This window comes from Ruegeria sp. ANG-S4 (assembly GCF_000814005.1).
Taxonomy (GTDB): Bacteria; Pseudomonadota; Alphaproteobacteria; order Rhodobacterales; family Rhodobacteraceae; genus Ruegeria.
On the sequence record NZ_JWLK01000005.1, the window covers coordinates 428,376 to 445,120 of the forward strand.

The following is a 16,745-nucleotide window of genomic DNA, read 5'->3' on the forward strand; positions in this document are numbered from 1 at the left end:
GAACAAGTAACAAAACCGATTCTAGTTAGAATTGGTTAACTAAAATTCCGCCGACGAACGCACATGGTTTGGTTGGTCGACAAGGGCGAAGATCTATGGAAAACAGCACGGCTTACACAGTTCCTGCATGGGTCCCTGAAGGGGCTCAGAGATATCTGGATCATACCGAGGCTGGCCGATCCATACGCGATATCGCCCGCTCGGCGGGATGCCATGCATCGACCATCCTCAGGCAGATCAGGCGGATCGAAACACGCCGCGATGATCCACTGGTTGACGCCGCTTTGCAATCACTGGCGCAGACGCACTTCCTGTCAAATGACATGCAAAGCACGCAGTTCGGGGCCGTTGCGGACCAAGAGTCGGCACAGGCAGTAGCAGATACGGAATTTGATCGTGAGGCGCTTCGCGTCCTGCGTCGTTTGTGTGAGACAGGCGCGGTTCTGGCCGTTGCCGAGGATATGGACAAAGCCGTCGTCGTAAGGGATGGCGGTGAGAATGGAACCGCGCGCACGGCTGTTGTTGATTGTTCGGTCGCGCAGGCAATGGCTTTGAATGATTGGATTTCCTGCGACAATCCGGGCCGAATATCGCGTTACCGCATCTCGACACCGGGCCGCGCGGCGTTAAGTCAATTGGTTGCGAAGTCCGAAAATCAGGCCCGCACACGCAGTGAATTCGGCATGTCCGAGGCTCCCTCTGCGTTTCAACATCGCCCGGCGTCGCCCGATACACGCGCAGCGCAAGCTCAGGCGCAGCGGCGCATGCGCTACAGCGCCGCTGAAAGCCCGTTGATTGCGCTGTCCCGAAGACGCGACCGCCAAGGCCAGCCTTTTCTGGATGAAACGCTTGTCTCTGCCGGTGAACGGCTGCGCGAGGATTTTGAATTGGCCCAAATCGGCCCGCAGGTCACCCAGAACTGGGAACGGTTTCTCTCCGGTGGCGTAGGTGAAGGAGCGTCGCGGGATGAATTTGCCGGGCAGGGTTCCTCAGACGCGCGCGACCGCGTGGCGCGCGCGCTTTCCGAGCTTGGACCGGGTTTGAGCGACATCACACTGCGATGCTGTTGTTACCTGGAAGGATTGGAACAAACAGAAAAGCGTATGGGCTGGTCGGCGCGTTCGGGAAAGATTGTCCTGCGCATCGCGCTGCAGCGTCTCAAGCGCCACTACGATGAACAAGCCGAACGGGACCGAATGATCGGCTAAAGCGGCGGCTCACATCCATAGTCATCTGTTGTGGATCGTACGAAAAATGATAATCAGAGGTTATGAATTTTACGCTCAGGCAATTGCAGTACTTTCGCGCTGTCGCGGAACAACGGAATTTCGGCCGAGCGGCGCAGGTCTGCCATGTGTCTCAACCGGCCTTGTCAGTTCAGATCAAGGCGTTGGAGGAGGTGATGGGTGGTCCGCTGTTCGAGCGGCAGGCCCGCGACATCCTGCTGACCCCTTTGGGTCGCGATGTTCTGGACCGCGCAAGGCAAGTCCTGAATGCGGCCAGTGCGCTTGAACGCTTTGCGCGGGATCACTCGGTCGGGCACAGGTCCTTGTCGATCGGAATGATTCCCACGGTCGCGCCTTATTTGCTGCCGGGAGTGTTGGCCGGGCTGCGCACAGGCGATGTTTCCTTGCGCGTTCAGATACGCGAGGCCAGAACCGAGCGGCTGTTGTCGCTATTGCGTGCGGGTGAAATTGATGCGGCCGTTCTCGCATTGCCATCAGGTGGTGGGGATCTTTTTGAGGAAACGCTTTTCGAAGATCGGTTTTTGCTGGCTGGCAGCCCGGATCGCGTGGCGCGGATGGGCCTGAACCCGGACGCGCTGCGCCCGGTCGATCTGGCATCGGCGCAATTGATGCTGCTCGAAGATGGCCATTGCCTGACGGATCAGGCCCTGGAAGTCTGCGGCAAGGATCGAACCAGTGGTCAGATCAATATGGGCGCATCGTCGTTGGCAACGTTGTCGCGCCTTGTGGCAGAGGGGTTCGGCCTGACGCTAATGCCCGAACTTGCCGCCCGATCCGAGACCGAAGCCGTGCCGGGCCTGCACCTTTTGCGCTTTGGCGCGCCGCAACCTTCGCGCACGATTGGTTTGGTGCGCAGGTCTTCGTCTGCTGACGAGGCCTGGTTCTCGGATTTGGCACAGGTCATTCGCGAGGTAGGCGAAGGGATCGTCAACGACGCTCGCGCCTGAAAAAGGCCCGCCGCTTGCAGGCCTCTAACACGGTATCTACAGATCAGGCGAGCGCAGGTTCGCGCGCTTCGTCCAGATGCTTCATCAGGTTTTCTGGCGAGGACTCGCCATATGGGTCCTCAGGGCAGTTATCCATCAGTCCGGGTTCTTCGAACCACGCCTCGACGACGCCGTGATTCACGATGGCCGCATAGCGCCAGGACCGCATTCCGAAACCCAGATTGTCCTTGTCGACCAACATACCCATCTTGCGGGTGAATTCCCCCGATCCATCCGGGATCACGCCGACGTTTTGCAGGCCCTGATCCTGGGCCCATTTGTTCATGACAAAGCTGTCATTGACCGACATGCAATAAATCGCGTCGATCCCCTTGGCGGCAAAACCGGCAAAACCCTTCTCAAAACCCGGCAGCTGATAGGTCGAGCATGTCGGAGTGAACGCACCCGGCAGCGAGAACAGGATAACACGCTTTCCGGCGAAGTAATCGGCGGTAGTCTTGTCTTCCCAGCGGAAGGGATTCGGACCGTCGATTGTGTCATCGCGGACACGTGTGTGAAAGGTGACATGCGGAAGCGTCGTGCCGGCCTTCATGATCAAACTCCTGTGATTCATGTGTTGGTCCGGAGTTAGTTAAAATGATTCTAAGACGCCTTCAATGACGGAATTTCTGCATATGCATATTCAGCTTTTCTGCTGTAAATTGCTAATTTAATGACACAAAATTAACCGCGCCGAAAAGGTTGCTGCGTGTGCAAAACAGCCAGGCATAGCGGCGTTGCGTCGCTGCTATGGTGGCCATGGGCAAACTATGTTAGGCACAGTTGAGTTGACCCATAGTCAGGAAAGCCGCCCGTGCGTGATCTGAAAATTCCCGAGCAACGTCATCCTGAAAAGGCCCACCGCCCCGACAATGCGCAGCCTAAAAAGCCCAAGTGGATTCGGGTGAAGGCACCGGGCGGCAAAGGGTATGCCGAAACACATCGCATCATGCGTGAGAACAATCTGGTCACGGTCTGCGAAGAAGCGGGTTGTCCCAATGTTGGCGAATGCTGGAGCCAGGGCCACGCCACCATGATGATTATGGGCGAAATCTGTACTCGCGGCTGCACGTTCTGCAACATCGCGACGGGACGGCCCGACACACTGGACGTGTTCGAACCGGGGCGCGTCGCGCATGCGGTCGAAAAGCTGGGATTGAATCACGTCGTGATCACTTCGGTCGACCGGGATGATTTGAAGGACGGCGGGGCAGATCATTTCGCGCAGACCATTCGCGCTGTCCGTCATCGCTCGCCCAAAACGACGATCGAAATTCTGACGCCCGACTTTCTGAAGTGCGATCCATCGGTGCTGGAGACGGTGGTCGAGGCCCGACCGGATGTCTTCAATCACAATCTGGAGACGGTGCCGGGGCTGTACCCACAGGTTCGCCCAGGTGCACGTTATTTCCATTCGCTCCGCCTGTTGCAGCGGGTCAAGGAAATGGACCCGTCGATGTTCACCAAATCCGGCATCATGGTCGGGTTGGGCGAGAACGAACAAGAAGTCCGGCAGGTCATGGATGACATGCGCGCGGCGGATATCGACTTCCTGACGATTGGCCAGTATCTGCAACCCACGCCAAAGCATCACGGTGTCGACCGGTTTGTGACCCCCGAAGAATTTGCGGCCTACGAGAAGGCGGCATTCGGCAAGGGTTTCTTGATGGTGTCCGCAACGCCTCTGACCCGGTCTTCTTACCATGCCGGAGATGACTTTGCCCGTTTGCGCGAAGCGCGGCAGAAAAAGCTGAACCAAAGGTGACACCGCAGGAACTGGCGTGGTTGACGGCGCGTCGACATGAACTGCACCAACACCCCGAGGTTTCCGGCGCCGAGCAGGACACTGCAGCAACCATCCGCAACCTGTTGAACGGCTGTGCCCCTGACCGTGTGCTGACAGGGATCGGAGGTCATGGCGTCGCGGCGGTATTCGACAGCGGGCGCGATGGTCCAACGGTCGCAATTCGGTGCGAATTGGACGGGCTGCCGATCCAGGAAACCTCGGATCTTCCTTATGCCTCGACCCGTCCGGGTACGGGGCATCTTTGCGGCCATGATGGCCACATGGTCATGGTTCTTGGTGTTGCCCGTGCCTTGGCCAACGACCGGCCAGCGACCGGATCGGTCGTTCTGATTTTTCAACCGGCCGAAGAAACCGGGAAAGGCGCAGCGGCATATCGGGACGATTCTCAATTCCAGTCCATCGCGCCGGATTACGTGCTTTCGCTGCATAACCTGCCGGGGCTGGAGCTTGGCGCGGTCGAGCTGTGCAAGGGAGCGACCAATTGCGCCTCGCGCGGTATGCGGATCGGATTGACCGGTAAGACGTCACATGCCGCTGCGCCACAGGATGGCGTTTCCCCCGCGCAAGCCCTGGCCGGATTGATCCCGTCACTGGACGATCTGGGGCAGGGTGGTGCATTGGACGACACTTACGCGTTGACCACCGTGACACACGCCAGTCTGGGTGCCGCGACTTTTGGCGTCGCGCCCGGAGATGCGGAATTGTGGGTAACGCTTCGGGCTGTCACGGACGGGCGCATGGCCGAATTGGTTCGTTCTGCAGAAACGCTTGTTGAAAGTATAGCGAAGGATCAAAACCTTGACGTAACTATTGAATATGACGACATTTTCGAGGCTTGCGCCAATGATCCGTCAGCGGTCGCGGTCTTGGCGGGCGCGTGCGCGTCACAAAACGTGCCCTTGCGCATGTCGTCGCAGCCTCAGCGGTTCTCCGAAGATTTCGGGCAGTTCGCCAAAGGGGCAAAATCCGCGATGTTTTGGTTGGGTGCGGGGGTCGATCATCCGCAATTGCACAACCCGGATTATGATTTTCCCGATGCTTTGATCCCCGTGGGAACCGGCATTTTTATGGCTGCAATTACGCGCCTGCTGGGACCTGTCAGCCCTCGATAAAACGGACTTTACCGATGAAGGGCAGGTTTCGATTGCGCTGCGCGTAGTCGATGCCGTAGCCGACCACAAACTCATCCGGTATTTCGAAGCCAATCCAGTCTGACCGAAAATCGACCTCTCGGCGGCTGGGTTTGTCCAACAGTGCAATAGATTTCAACCGCTTGGGTTTGCGGCTGCGCAGCAGTTTCGTGACGTGGTTCAGCGTATGCCCCGTATCCACGATGTCTTCAACGACCAGAACATCGCGCCCTTCGATTGCGCCGCGTAAGTCTTTGAGAATACGCACTTCCCGACTGCTCTCCATCGCATCTCCGTAGGATGAAGCCTCAAGAAAATCCACCTCGATCGGCAAGTCCAATTCGCGCACCAGATCGGCAATAAAAACAAAACTGCCCCGAAGAAGGCCAACGACGACCAGCTTATCGGTCCCTTCGAATTCACGGGTTATTTCGCGGCAAAGTTCCTCTATTCGGGCGGCAATGGCCTTGGCCGAGATCATCTCATCTATCACATATGCGCGGTCGCTCATCGCTGCCCCCTTGATCTTTGGCGCGCAACATACGACATGACGCGCCATTGTCACCTGCAAATGCCGAAAGCCATGCCGACCCATTCCGAAACTCGAAACCTGCCGTACACCGCCCAGCAAATGTATGATCTGGTGGGTGATGTCGCGCGCTACCCGGAGTTTCTGCCATGGTGCGCTGCGGCCCGAATCCGGCGCACCTATGAGGCGGGTGAGGGCAGAGTGATGGAAGCCGATCTCGTGATTTCGTTCAAGGTCTTTCGCGAGCGGTTCGGCAGCCGTGTGACCCTGTTCGACGCGCAAAAACGGATCGATACGGAATATCTGGATGGTCCGTTCAAGTACATGCGTTCGGATTGGCAGTTCGAGGATGCACCCGACGGGGGCTGCGCCGTGTCTTTTCACGTTGATTTCGAGTTCAAGAACGCGGTTTTACAGGGGATCATCGGCGTTGTTTTCAACGAGGCGATGCTTCGCATCGTCCGTGCCTTTGAAAAGCGGGCAGCCGACCTTTACGGCTGACGCTTTACCCGGCGCGCGCCCGCGCTAGACTGCGCCGTATGACCGACTTTACCGCGACCCTAGCCGAGTTTGCTGCCGGCCCTGTTACAACAACGGCCCAGGCGCGTATCATCACCTCTCTGTCTGCATTGGATTGGCTGGCCGTGGGGCGGGCCGGAATTGATGAGCCAGTCTCGCGCATCATTCGTGAGATGATTTTGTCAGAAGGAGGGGCCGAACAAGCGCGTTTGTTCGGGGGCGGGGCCGCGCCGTTGCGCGCGGCGGCTTTGGTCAACGGCACGATTTCGCATGCGTTGGATTATGACGACACGCATTTTGCGCATATAGGCCACCCATCTGTGGCGGTCTTTCCGGCCACGCTGGGTATTGCCGCTTTCGAGGACAGGCCGGTTGTCGACCTGCTTGAGGCCGCGTTGGTCGGAATGGAACTGTCCGTTCGCATCGGCCTTTGGTTGGGGCGCGATCACTATCAGGCCGGGTTTCACCAGACTGCGACAGCGGGCGCTTTTGGCGCGGCGGTTGCCGTAGGTCGCATCCTTGGTTTCGACGCGACCCAAATGCGTCAGGTTTTGGGGCTGGCGGCCACCCGCGCGGCGGGGCAAAAAACTCAGTTCGGTACGATGGGCAAACCCTATAACGCAGGGCTTGCAGCGGCAAACGGGATCGAGGTTGCGTTGCTCATCCAAAATGGATTTCAACCCAATGCACAGGCTCTGGAAGGTCCCTATGGATTCGGCGCGACCCATGCCGGAATGAACGATGTGGCGCGCGCAGTAGACGGTCTGGGTGACGAGTGGCTTTTTGAAAGCGTCAGCCACAAATTTCACGCGTGCTGTCATGGTCTGCACGCAGCTCTGGAAGCGGCGCGCGATCTGGATATCGCCGAGCCCGAGGTGGCTGAAATCAAAATCCGAACCCATCCGCGATGGATGAGTGTGTGCAATCAACTGGCGCCGACAACCGGTCTGGGGGCCAAGTTCTCGTACCGAACTGTCATAGCGATGCAGGCGGTAGGATACGATACGGCTTTGCCGGCAAGTTTCTCGGATAAGACATGCGCCGACCCGCGCCTGATATCGCTGCGCAACAGGATCACGGTCGAAGCTGATGATACCCTATCCGAAACACAAGCCCGACTGGAGCTTTTGCGGCGGGACGGCGTTCGCCGAGAAGCCGAGCATGACCTTCTTGCGCCCTTGTCCTTGCCGGACCGAGAGGACCGGGTGCGCGAGAAGGCGTCAAAGCTGATCGGTGCAGACGAGGCTGACGCCATCTGGTCGATGCTGCGCACTGGCGGGCGTGCAGCGGACTTGGCAGACAGGTTGGACGATTAGACCACGCGCCAGTGCAGCGGGAATCCCGGATCGAACACTGTCACCGGGCCGTCACCCGAGTCGATTTTGGCCGGGTATTCGACCGGATCCCCCTTGGCCAGTGTGATCGTGTGCGCGTTGACCGGAAGTCTGTAAAAGGCAGGGCCGTTCAAGGATGTGAAACCTTCGACCTTGTCCATTGCATCCGCGCGGTCGAAAACCTCGGCCACCAGTGACATGGTGTTTGTTGCCGTGAAACAGCCCGCGCAGCCGCACGCCATTTCCTTGTTGTCGTCTGTATGCGGGGCGCTGTCCGTGCCGAGAAAAAACCGCCGATCGCCCGACGTTGCCGCTGCAACCAAAGCCAGCCTGTGCTCCTCGCGCTTGGCGACGGGCAGACAGTAATAGTGCGGTTTGATGCCGCCAACGAGGATGTGATTGCGGTTGATGATCAAATGATGCGCCGTGATGGTCGCACCAAGATCGGCCTCGTTCGCTTTGACATAGTCTACGCCGTTCGACGTGGTGATATGCTCCATCACCACACGCAGGCCGGGTGTGGCCTTGCGGATTGGGTCGAGAACGCGGTCGATGAAAACGGCCTCACGGTCGAAAATGTCGATTTCGGCATCCGTGACCTCGCCGTGTACGCACAGGGGCAGACCGATCTCGGCCATACGCTCCAGCACCGGCCGGACATTGTCGAAGTTCCGAACGCCCGAAGCCGAATTCGTCGTTGCTCCGGCCGGGTAAAGTTTTACTGCTTTGACCAGACCATCCGAATAGGCCGCGGCCACATCATCTGCGTCTGTATCCTCGGTCAGATACAGGGTCATCAGTGGCTCAAACGTCATGTCATCAGGCAGGGCGGACATGATCCTGTCGCGATAGGCAGCGGCCTGATCGCCGCGAACTACCGGCGGCACAAGGTTTGGCATGATGATGGCGCGGGCAAAATGACGTGCGGTTTCGGGCAGGACGGCCTGCAACATCGCGCCATCGCGCAGATGTAGGTGCCAGTCGTCGGGGCGGCGGATCGTCAGGGAATTGGTCATGGCACTCCGCTAGCACAGCCACTGGGAAAGACCAACCGGACCTTCACGCCTTGCGAAAAAAACTTGTCAACCGAAAGGATCGCCGTAGCTCTCAAAGGCGCAAGGGCTTGACGACCATGAGGTTGCATGACCTGTTAACCGGCAAGAAGGTGAGGGGCCCATGACACAGCCGAATTCCATAGATGCCGTCCAGCAGATGCTGACTGATCAGGGCTATGTCTGTGGTCGGGCGCTGGCGACGGTGGTTTTCCTGTCACTGACATTGGGGCGCCCCTTGTTTTTGGAAGGCGAGGCGGGTGTCGGGAAAACGGAAATCGCAAAGGCGCTGGCATCTGGCCTGAACCGCCGTCTGATCCGGTTGCAATGCTATGAAGGGCTGGATGCGTCCTCGGCGGTGTATGAGTGGAACTTTCCGGCGCAGATGATCGCAATTCGCACCGCCGAAGCCTCGGGAGGCGCAGATCGGGGCGTGTTACAGACCGAGCTGTTCTCGGACGACTACCTGATTGAGCGTCCGCTTCTGCAAGCCATGCGGCCCGACGAAAATGGCGCACCGGTTTTGCTTATAGATGAGCTTGATCGGACGGACGAACCGTTCGAGGCATTCCTGCTTGAGGCGCTCAGCGACTTTCAGGTCACGATCCCCGAGTTGGGCACGGTCAAAGCGCCCCAGCCGCCGATCGTGATTGTTACCTCGAACCGCACGCGCGAAGTGCATGATGCGCTCAAACGCCGCTGCCTGTACCACTGGGTCGACTACCCTGATTTTGACCGCGAAATCGACATTCTGCGCGCCCGCGCACCCGAGGCGGCAGAAGCACTCAGCCGCGAAGTCGTCGCTTTTGTTCAGCGCCTGCGCACCGAAGACCTGTTCAAAAAACCGGGTGTCGCGGAAACGATTGATTGGGCAAAATGCCTGCTTGCGCTAGATGTCCTGAACCTCAGTCCCGAGGTGATTGGCGATACGCTGGGCGCGGTCCTGAAGTACCAGGACGACATTCAAAAACTTCAGGGGTCCGAAGCCAAGCGGATTCTGGATCAGGCAAAAGCCGATCTGGAACCGGTGTGATGTTGTATCGTTTGATACCCCTCATGACACAGCGCCCCTGTGGTTGCTGATGGCAGAGCAGCTTCCTCTCGACATCCCCGACAAACCCAAATTGGCGCAGAATATCACGCATTTTGCGCGGGCTTTGCGGAAGGCCGGGTTGCCGATCGGAACGGGGCGCGTCGTCGATGCCATCCGCGCGGTGCAGGCAGCAGGCTTTACCGAGCGGCGCGACTTTTACTGGACGCTGCACGCCTGTTTTGTCAGCCGTCCAGAACATCGCACCGTGTTTGCGCAGGTCTTTCGCCTCTACTGGCGCGATCCACGCTATCTAGAACACATGATGTCGATGATGCTGCCTGCTGTTCGCGGTGTGCAGGAAGACCGCAAAGCTGACGCGGCAGAAAAACGGGCTGCCGAGGCTTTGCTTGACGGCGTCGAGCGGGAACAGCCCGAGGCGCAAGATCAGGAAGACGGCGAGACCGAGATTGATATTGATGCGACCCAGACCGCCTCATCCGAGGAGCGTTTGCGCAACCTCGATTTCGAGCAGATGAGCACAGCCGAGGTCGCGCAGGCCAAGCGGGTGTTGGCGCGACTGAATTTGCCGGTTCAACCCATCGCCTCGCGCCGGGGGCAAGCCAGTCATCTGGGTCATCGCATCGACCGCGCGAGGACGTTGCGCGGCGCCATGCGTCAGGGTGGTGATCTGCATCAAATCGCCTTGCGGCAGCCAAAACCGCGCTGGCCCAATCTGGTGGCGCTGTGCGACATATCTGGGTCCATGAGCCAGTATAGCCGGATTATCCTGCATTTCCTGCATACGGTCTCGAACGCGAAAGGTGCGGGTTGGGCCAGAGTACATGCGTTCACGTTCGGCACGCGTCTGACCAACATCACGCGCCATTTGCATCAACGGGACGTTGATGCGGCGCTGGCGGCGGCAGGGGCCGAGGCGCAGGACTGGGAAGGCGGCACCCGCATCGGCGATTGCCTGCATCAGTTTAATCGCGACTGGTCGCGCCGCGTGATGGGCCAGGGCGCGGTCGTCCTGTTGATCACCGATGGTTTGGAACGCGGCGCACCCGAGCAACTTGAAAAGGAAATCGAACGGCTGCACCTGTCCTGCCGCCGTCTGATCTGGCTGAATCCGTTGTTGCGATGGGATGGGTTCGCGCCCAAGGCGCAAGGCGTCAGGTCAATGCTGCCGCATGTCGACAGTTTTCGCGCCGGGCACTCGATCGCGTCGCTCGAGGATCTGGCCGTCGTGATATCACAACCCGACGACCAGGGTCAGAAAGCGCGGTTGATGGCCGCGCTGACAGATTGAGCCTTATGAAAGCTGTTCTTCGTTGCATTTGCGGGCCATTTCCATGGCCTTGTATGTGCCGGTCAAATCGACCGTGAAAGCGAATTCCTTTTCGGGGAAAACGATCATGACTTCTTTCCTGGCAAGATCGTCGGCAAATTGAGGATCGTCAGACAGGACATAGCCGCCGGAATAACCTTTAGTGATGTTGCCTTTCATGCCGGTGGCTTCGCCGACATAGATGTTGTCGCCCAACAGAATGGCAACGGCTTCTTTCTCGCCGCGTTTGATATCTGTCTTGGCTTTTGTGAAAACACCGACATAGCCAACGCCGCGGTCTTCCGTCAGACCCATCTGGACCACGTTTTCGTTGTCGTCAACGGCCTCGATCAGACAGGATTTCTTGTCTTCATCAATAAAGACTTTCCAACCTTCGACCTCGCCATAACGCAGGAATGTGTCTGCGGAAACGGTCGTGGCAGCCATCAGGCCGATTGTTGCGGCGATTGAGAAAATGCGTTTCAACTCTCTGTCTCCGTTTGAAAAAATAAGGGGGTCGCGCAGACGCACGTGCGTCTTGCCCACTTACGCTAGAACCCGCGCTAGACATAATCAATGTTTTATCTGTTTGAATGTGAAATGGGCGGATTACCGATCTGGCCTGGCTCGGCCACGGGCTTCGGGACCGCCGATCCTGTCCGTGCGCTTTTCATTGCCATAAAGCTCCCTATGTTGGATCGGAACACCGCCGGAGGTTTCGATGAACAGATTCGATAGCAGCCCAGAAACGGCACTTGAATGGTTTCGCAGCGGCACAGGTGCGGCGCTGGCCACCGTCGTGCAAACCTGGGGCAGTGCCCCACGGCGCGTGGGCTCGCAGCTTGTCATTGGTGGGGATGGCCGGATCGAAGGTTCGGTTTCCGGTGGATGCGTTGAAGGGGCGGTTATTGTCGAAGCGCTGGAAGCCATCGAAGAAGGCGAGGCGCGCCTTTTGGAATTTGGCGTCAGCGACGAAGACGCGTTTGCCGTAGGCTTGGCCTGTGGCGGAACCATTCGCGTTCTTGTCGAACCTGTGGGCAAAGTGCTGCCCGAGGCGATGCTGGCCGACCTTGTCGAAGCGCGGGCGAACCGCCAACCCGTTGCATACGAGGTGAATGTCGAAACCGGTCACCGGGCGCTGCGACGCAATACTTATGCGGATCGTCTGCGCATGGATCGGTCCGGGTTTGAAGAAGATGGCGAAACCTTTGTTGCCGTTCACAATCCGCCACTGCGACTGATCGTTGTGGGGGCAGTCCATATTGCGCAGGCATTGGTGCCTATGGCGCGCATCGCCGGATATGATCCGGCCATCGTCGATCCGCGTGAGACGTTCGCGTCGTCGTCGCGGTTTCCCGGCGAACGCATACTTACAGATTGGCCGGACGAAGCCGTCGTACGCCTCGGCCTGGATTCCCGTACGGCGGTGGTGCTGTTGACGCATGACCCGAAACTTGACGATCCCGCCTTAGAGGCCGCATTGCGAGCCGGGGTGTTCTACATAGGTGCGCTGGGATCGACCCGCACGCATGCCAAACGGGTCGATCGGTTGACCCATGCCGGCTTTTCGGAGGAAGAGATTGCCCAGATACATGGCCCAATCGGGCTGGACATCGGGGCCGCGGATCCGTCGGAGATTGCGGTTGCGATCCTTGCGCAGATGACGGCTGTTCTGCGGGGCAAAGCGTGAAGTTTGGCCCGGTCCCCGTTTCGCGGGCTCAAGGCACAATCCTGGCGCATTCTGTCAAGGCGGGGGATCGCAAACTGCGCAAGGGAGTCCTGCTTACCGGCGAACATATTGCAATGTTGGCACAGGCCGGTCTGTCCGAGGTGACTGTTGCGCAGCTCGAACCCGGCGACCGTCACGAGGACGATGCGGCCCAGTTGCTTGCGTCGGCTTTGGTTCCGGACCCGTCAGAGGCCAACCTGCGGGTGACCGAGGCGTTTACCGGGCGAGTGAACCTTTTGGCCGAAGGGCCCGGCGTGGTCGTACTGGATGTTGGTGCCCTGGAGCAGTTCAATCGCGTCAACCCGATGATCACGGTAGCAACCGTTCCGCAGTATCAGCAGATGGGCGCAGGCGGCATGGTCGCGACGATCAAGGTCATTTCCTACGCGATTCCCGGCGAAGACGTTTTGCAGGCCGCCAAGGTCGCACAAGCTGCGATCCGACTGGTAACGCCAGTGGTTCGGACGGCTGGTCTTGTCGTCACGGATATCCCCGGCGGTCCGCCCAATGAAAAAGGAATTGCTGCAATCCGCGGACGGGTGGAGGCGTTGGGAGTGAACCTGGCGGATGTAAAGATTGTCGAACATAAAGCAGATGTTCTGGCGGATGCTCTGGCTTCGGTCGATGGCGAAGTCGTCATGATTTTGACCGGCTCGGCCACGTCCGATGAACAGGATGTCGCGCCGCAGGCGGTGCGGATCGCGGGCGGTAAGGTGGATCGTTTTGGAATGCCCGTTGATCCCGGAAACCTTCTGTTTCTGGGATCATCGCAGGGTCGTTCCGTGATCGGCTTGCCCGGATGTGCACGCTCTCCCGCGCTGAATGGCGCGGATTGGGTTTTGTCGCGGGTTGTCTGTGGGATCGAAACGTCGGGTGATGACATTTCTGCGATGGGTGTTGGCGGGCTTCTCAAGGAAATCCCGTCCAGACCGCAGCCCCGTGCCAAAAAACGCATGTGACGTTACGGCACTTTTGTCCTTCCGTTTCTCCGACACAGAGTCAGAGAGTCAGACCGCGAACTTGCGGAAAAATCGGACAAATAATTTTGTTCTCAAATAAAAATTCCCGTGTTTAACTCGAACACAAGGGAGAAACATAAAATTGGGAGGAACTCATGACACAGGTCTCAATGACCGTGAATGGAAAATCCGTGAGCGGCGATGTGGAGGGCCGGACCCTGTTGTCCAGCTTTCTGCGCGATCACCTGTCACTAACCGGCACGCATGTCGGGTGTGACACGGCGCAATGCGGGGCATGCGTCGTGCATGTCAATGGCGAGGCGGTTAAATCCTGCAACATGCTGGCGCTGGAAGCTGATGGTACGGACGTCGGCACGATTGAGGGTCAATCGAATGCGGATGGTTCGTTGAATGTCATCCAGCAGGCGTTTCAGGATCATCACGGGCTTCAGTGCGGCTTTTGCACTCCGGGCATGGTGATGAGCGCCGCCGCGTTGCTGAAAGAGAATCCGCGCCCGACCGAAGCAGAGATCCGCAAGTATCTGGAAGGCAACCTGTGCCGCTGCACGGGCTACCACAATATCGTGAAGGCGATCATGGCCGCTTCGGGTCAGGACGCAGGCAGCATCGCTGCCGAGTAATGCCGCTGCGGGCGTAGGAGGAGACGCCCGTGGGATGACATAGGGTGCACAAGCATCCGTTTATGGGAGGAGAACAAGCAATGCCCAAAGACAGTGGCATCGGAGCCAGTTCCAAGCGGCGCGAGGACGTGCGCTTTCTGACCGGAGCGGGCAACTACACCGACGACATCAACGTACATGGCCAGGCCTATGTGTTTTTTCTGCGATCCGATATCGCGCATGGCCGGCTCAAATCAGTAGACACGTCAGCGGCCGAGGGTATGCCGGGCGTAGTCAAAGTGTTCACCGGCAAGGATTTCGAAGGTGTGGGGGGGATGCCCTGCGGCTGGGAGGTCACCGACAAGCACGGCGCGCCGATGCAAGAGCCGCCGCACCCCATTCTGGCGCAGGGCAAGGTGCGCCATGTGGGTGATCCCATTGCCGCCGTTGTGGCAGACAGTCTGGAACAGGCGCGTGACGCGGCTGAGGCGATTGACGTGGACATCGAAGAGCTGACCGCCGTGATCGACATGAAGGCCGCCGCGCAGGACGGTTCGACGCTGGTCCATGACGATCTGAAGAATAACATCTGCTATGACTGGCAGCTGGGCGAGACGGATGATGCCAAAGTTGATGAGGTCTTCGCGAATGCGGCCCATGTGACGACGCTGGATCTGGTGAACAACCGTCTGGTCGCCAATCCGATGGAACCGCGTGTCGCAGTGGGTGAGTACAAGCGCGGCACGGATGAGTACACGCTCTATACGACGTCGCAGAACCCGCATGTGATCCGTCTGCTGATGTGCGCCTTTGTTCTGGGCCTGCCCGAGCACAAGGTGCGTGTGGTGGCCCCGGATGTGGGTGGTGGCTTTGGCACCAAGATCTTCCATTATGCAGAAGAGGCCTTCTGCACCTTTGCCGCCAAGGCCTGCAACCGCCCGGTCAAGTGGACGTCGAGCCGGACAGAGGCGTTCATGTCGGACGCCCATGGTCGTGACCATGTCAGCAAAATCGAACTCGCGTTGGATGCGGAGAATAACTTCGTTGGTCTGCGCACCAACACTTATGCAAATCTGGGCGCGTACTTGTCGACCTTCTCCAGTTCGGTTCCGACATGGCTGCATGGCACGCTGATGGCGGGCAACTACAAGACGCCCGTGATTCAGGTGAACGTGAAGGCGATGTTTACCAACACGGTGCCAGTGGATGCCTATCGCGGCGCGGGTCGCCCCGAGGCGACGTTCCAGCTGGAGCGTGTGGTGGACAAGGCTGCGCGCGAGTTGGGGGTCGATCCAATTGCCCTGCGCCGTCAGAACTTTGTCACCCAGTTCCCCTATGACACACCGGTCGCGCTGACCTACGACACCGGGGATTACAACGGGACGATGGACAAGCTTGAGGCCGCTGCCGATCTTGCGGGCTTTGCCGCGCGCCGTGCGCAAAGCGAGGCCAACGGCAAACTGCGTGGTCTGGGCATCAACTGCTATATCGAGGCCTGCGGGATTGCGCCTTCGAACATCGTCGGCATGCTGGGCGCGCGCGCGGGTCTTTATGATGCCGCAACCGTGCGGGTGAACGCCACCGGCTCGATCAGCGTCATGGTTGGCGCACACAGCCACGGGCAGGGGCATGAGACTGCATTCCCGCAGGTCGTCGCCGACATGATCGGTATCGACGAGTCGATGGTCGAGATCGTGCATGGCGATACCTCGAAGATCCCGTTTGGCATGGGGACTTATGGATCGCGCTCGCTGGCGGTCTGTGGTTCGGCCATGGTCAAGGCGACCGAGAAGGTGATCGAGAAAGCCAAGCGGATCGCAGCACATCTGCTGGAGGCGTCCGAGGCCGATATCGAACTGAAGGACGGTCAGTTCAGTGTGGCGGGCACCGACAAATCGGTTGCTTGGGGCGATGTGACCCTGACCGCGTATGTGCCTCACAACTACCCGTTGGAGGTGGAGCCGGGGCTGGAAGAAACCGCGTTCTACGACCCGGCCAACTTCACCTTCCCGGCGGGGGCCTATGCCTGCGAGGTGGAAGTTGATCCCGAGACGGGTCAGGTTTCCGTGGAAAAATTCACGGCCGCAGATGACTTTGGCAATATCATCAACCCGATGATCGTCGATGGTCAGGTGCATGGCGGGATCGGTCAGGGTATCGGTCAGGCGCTGTTGGAAAACTGTGCCTATGACGAGAACGGCCAACTGCTGAGCGCCTCGTACATGGATTATGCCATGCCACGCGCGGATGACGTGCCGTTTTACGGCGTTGATCATTCCAGCCAGACGCCGTGCACGCACAACCCGCTGGGTGTGAAGGGCTGCGGTGAGGCAGGTGCGATTGGCTCTCCACCGGCAGTGGTCAATGCGGTTCTGGACGCGCTGAACTCGGGCGGCAAGGCGGTCGATCACATCGACATGCCGGTGAGCCCGTCGCGTGTTTGGGCCGCAATGAACGGTTGAGAGGTTGGCGT

General features: G+C 58.9%; 16 protein-coding genes. 12 read left to right on the forward strand and 4 right to left on the reverse strand.

The genetic code is table 11. The annotated features are described in order from the left end of the window. The first annotated feature begins 95 nt into the window (after positions 1-95). Together RA28_RS14985 and RA28_RS14990 are read left to right on the forward strand one after the other, a co-directional pair. Positions 96-1,208, forward strand: a complete 1,113-nt coding sequence (locus tag RA28_RS14985) for a DUF6456 domain-containing protein (protein WP_039530396.1) — start codon at positions 96-98, stop codon at positions 1,206-1,208. A 62-nt stretch (positions 1,209-1,270) separates the two neighbouring features. Next, positions 1,271-2,194 (forward strand): hydrogen peroxide-inducible genes activator, encoded by a 924-nt coding sequence (locus RA28_RS14990; RefSeq protein ID WP_039530397.1) that lies wholly within the window; start codon positions 1,271-1,273, stop codon positions 2,192-2,194. Between the two features lie 43 nt (positions 2,195-2,237). Here the strand turns inward: RA28_RS14990 and RA28_RS14995 are convergent, their stop codons facing one another. Further along, on the reverse strand, positions 2,238-2,786 hold the full coding sequence (locus tag RA28_RS14995) for a peroxiredoxin (RefSeq protein ID WP_039530398.1): 549 nt from the start codon (positions 2,784-2,786) through the stop codon (positions 2,238-2,240). A gap of 261 nt (positions 2,787-3,047) precedes the next feature. Between RA28_RS14995 and lipA the strand changes: the two genes are divergently transcribed. Both lipA and RA28_RS15005 read left to right on the forward strand, forming a co-directional pair. Further along, positions 3,048-3,998, forward strand: coding sequence for a lipoyl synthase (gene lipA / locus RA28_RS15000; protein WP_039530399.1), 951 nt, complete (start codon positions 3,048-3,050; stop codon positions 3,996-3,998). Further along, positions 3,995-5,152, forward strand: coding sequence for an amidohydrolase (locus RA28_RS15005; RefSeq protein ID WP_039530400.1), 1,158 nt, complete (start codon positions 3,995-3,997; stop codon positions 5,150-5,152). Before lipA ends, RA28_RS15005 begins: the two co-directional genes overlap by 4 nt. Here RA28_RS15005 and hpt read toward each other — a convergent pair. Then, positions 5,139-5,681 carry a hypoxanthine phosphoribosyltransferase gene (hpt, locus tag RA28_RS15010; RefSeq protein WP_039531654.1) on the reverse strand — a complete coding sequence of 181 codons (543 nt, stop codon included), beginning with the start codon at positions 5,679-5,681 and terminating at the stop codon, positions 5,139-5,141. The genes RA28_RS15005 and hpt overlap by 14 nt on opposite strands. A gap of 72 nt (positions 5,682-5,753) precedes the next feature. Between hpt and RA28_RS15015 the strand changes: the two genes are divergently transcribed. Beyond that, positions 5,754-6,200: a type II toxin-antitoxin system RatA family toxin gene (locus tag RA28_RS15015; protein ID WP_039531657.1), complete on the forward strand. Its 447-nt coding sequence runs from the start codon at positions 5,754-5,756 to the stop codon at positions 6,198-6,200. Positions 6,201-6,238: 38 nt separating this feature from the next. Next, on the forward strand, positions 6,239-7,534 hold the full coding sequence (locus RA28_RS15020) for an MmgE/PrpD family protein (RefSeq protein WP_039530401.1): 1,296 nt from the start codon (positions 6,239-6,241) through the stop codon (positions 7,532-7,534). Here RA28_RS15020 and pyrC read toward each other — a convergent pair. Beyond that, positions 7,531-8,568 (reverse strand): dihydroorotase, encoded by a 1,038-nt coding sequence (pyrC, locus tag RA28_RS15025; RefSeq protein WP_039530402.1) that lies wholly within the window; start codon positions 8,566-8,568, stop codon positions 7,531-7,533. The genes RA28_RS15020 and pyrC overlap by 4 nt on opposite strands. A 160-nt stretch (positions 8,569-8,728) precedes the next feature. On the opposite strand from pyrC, the gene RA28_RS15030 reads away from it, so the two are divergent. Further along, the gene (locus tag RA28_RS15030) at positions 8,729-9,637 is read left to right on the forward strand and encodes an AAA family ATPase (RefSeq protein WP_039530403.1); all 909 of its coding nucleotides are present in this window, start codon (positions 8,729-8,731) and stop codon (positions 9,635-9,637) included. A gap of 49 nt (positions 9,638-9,686) precedes the next feature. Then, positions 9,687-10,946: a vWA domain-containing protein gene (locus tag RA28_RS15035; protein ID WP_039530404.1), complete on the forward strand. Its 1,260-nt coding sequence runs from the start codon at positions 9,687-9,689 to the stop codon at positions 10,944-10,946. Positions 10,947-10,949: 3 nt separating this feature from the next. Here the strand turns inward: RA28_RS15035 and RA28_RS15040 are convergent, their stop codons facing one another. Continuing rightward, the gene (locus RA28_RS15040; protein ID WP_152612093.1) at positions 10,950-11,450 is read right to left on the reverse strand and encodes a hypothetical protein; all 501 of its coding nucleotides are present in this window, start codon (positions 11,448-11,450) and stop codon (positions 10,950-10,952) included. Positions 11,451-11,685: 235 nt separating this feature from the next. Between RA28_RS15040 and RA28_RS15045 the strand changes: the two genes are divergently transcribed. From RA28_RS15045 to RA28_RS15060, 4 genes are all read left to right on the forward strand, one after another. Beyond that, on the forward strand, positions 11,686-12,654 hold the full coding sequence (locus tag RA28_RS15045) for an XdhC family protein (protein ID WP_039530405.1): 969 nt from the start codon (positions 11,686-11,688) through the stop codon (positions 12,652-12,654). After that, positions 12,651-13,652, forward strand: a complete 1,002-nt coding sequence (locus RA28_RS15050) for a molybdopterin-binding protein (protein WP_039530406.1) — start codon at positions 12,651-12,653, stop codon at positions 13,650-13,652. The genes RA28_RS15045 and RA28_RS15050 overlap by 4 nt, the downstream gene beginning before the upstream one ends. A 155-nt stretch (positions 13,653-13,807) precedes the next feature. Continuing rightward, the gene (locus RA28_RS15055; RefSeq protein WP_039530407.1) at positions 13,808-14,293 is read left to right on the forward strand and encodes a (2Fe-2S)-binding protein; all 486 of its coding nucleotides are present in this window, start codon (positions 13,808-13,810) and stop codon (positions 14,291-14,293) included. An 80-nt stretch (positions 14,294-14,373) separates the two neighbouring features. Further along, entirely contained in the window at positions 14,374-16,734 is a 2,361-nt protein-coding gene (locus RA28_RS15060) for a xanthine dehydrogenase family protein molybdopterin-binding subunit (protein WP_039530408.1), read from the forward strand. The last annotated feature ends 11 nt before the right edge of the window (positions 16,735-16,745 follow it).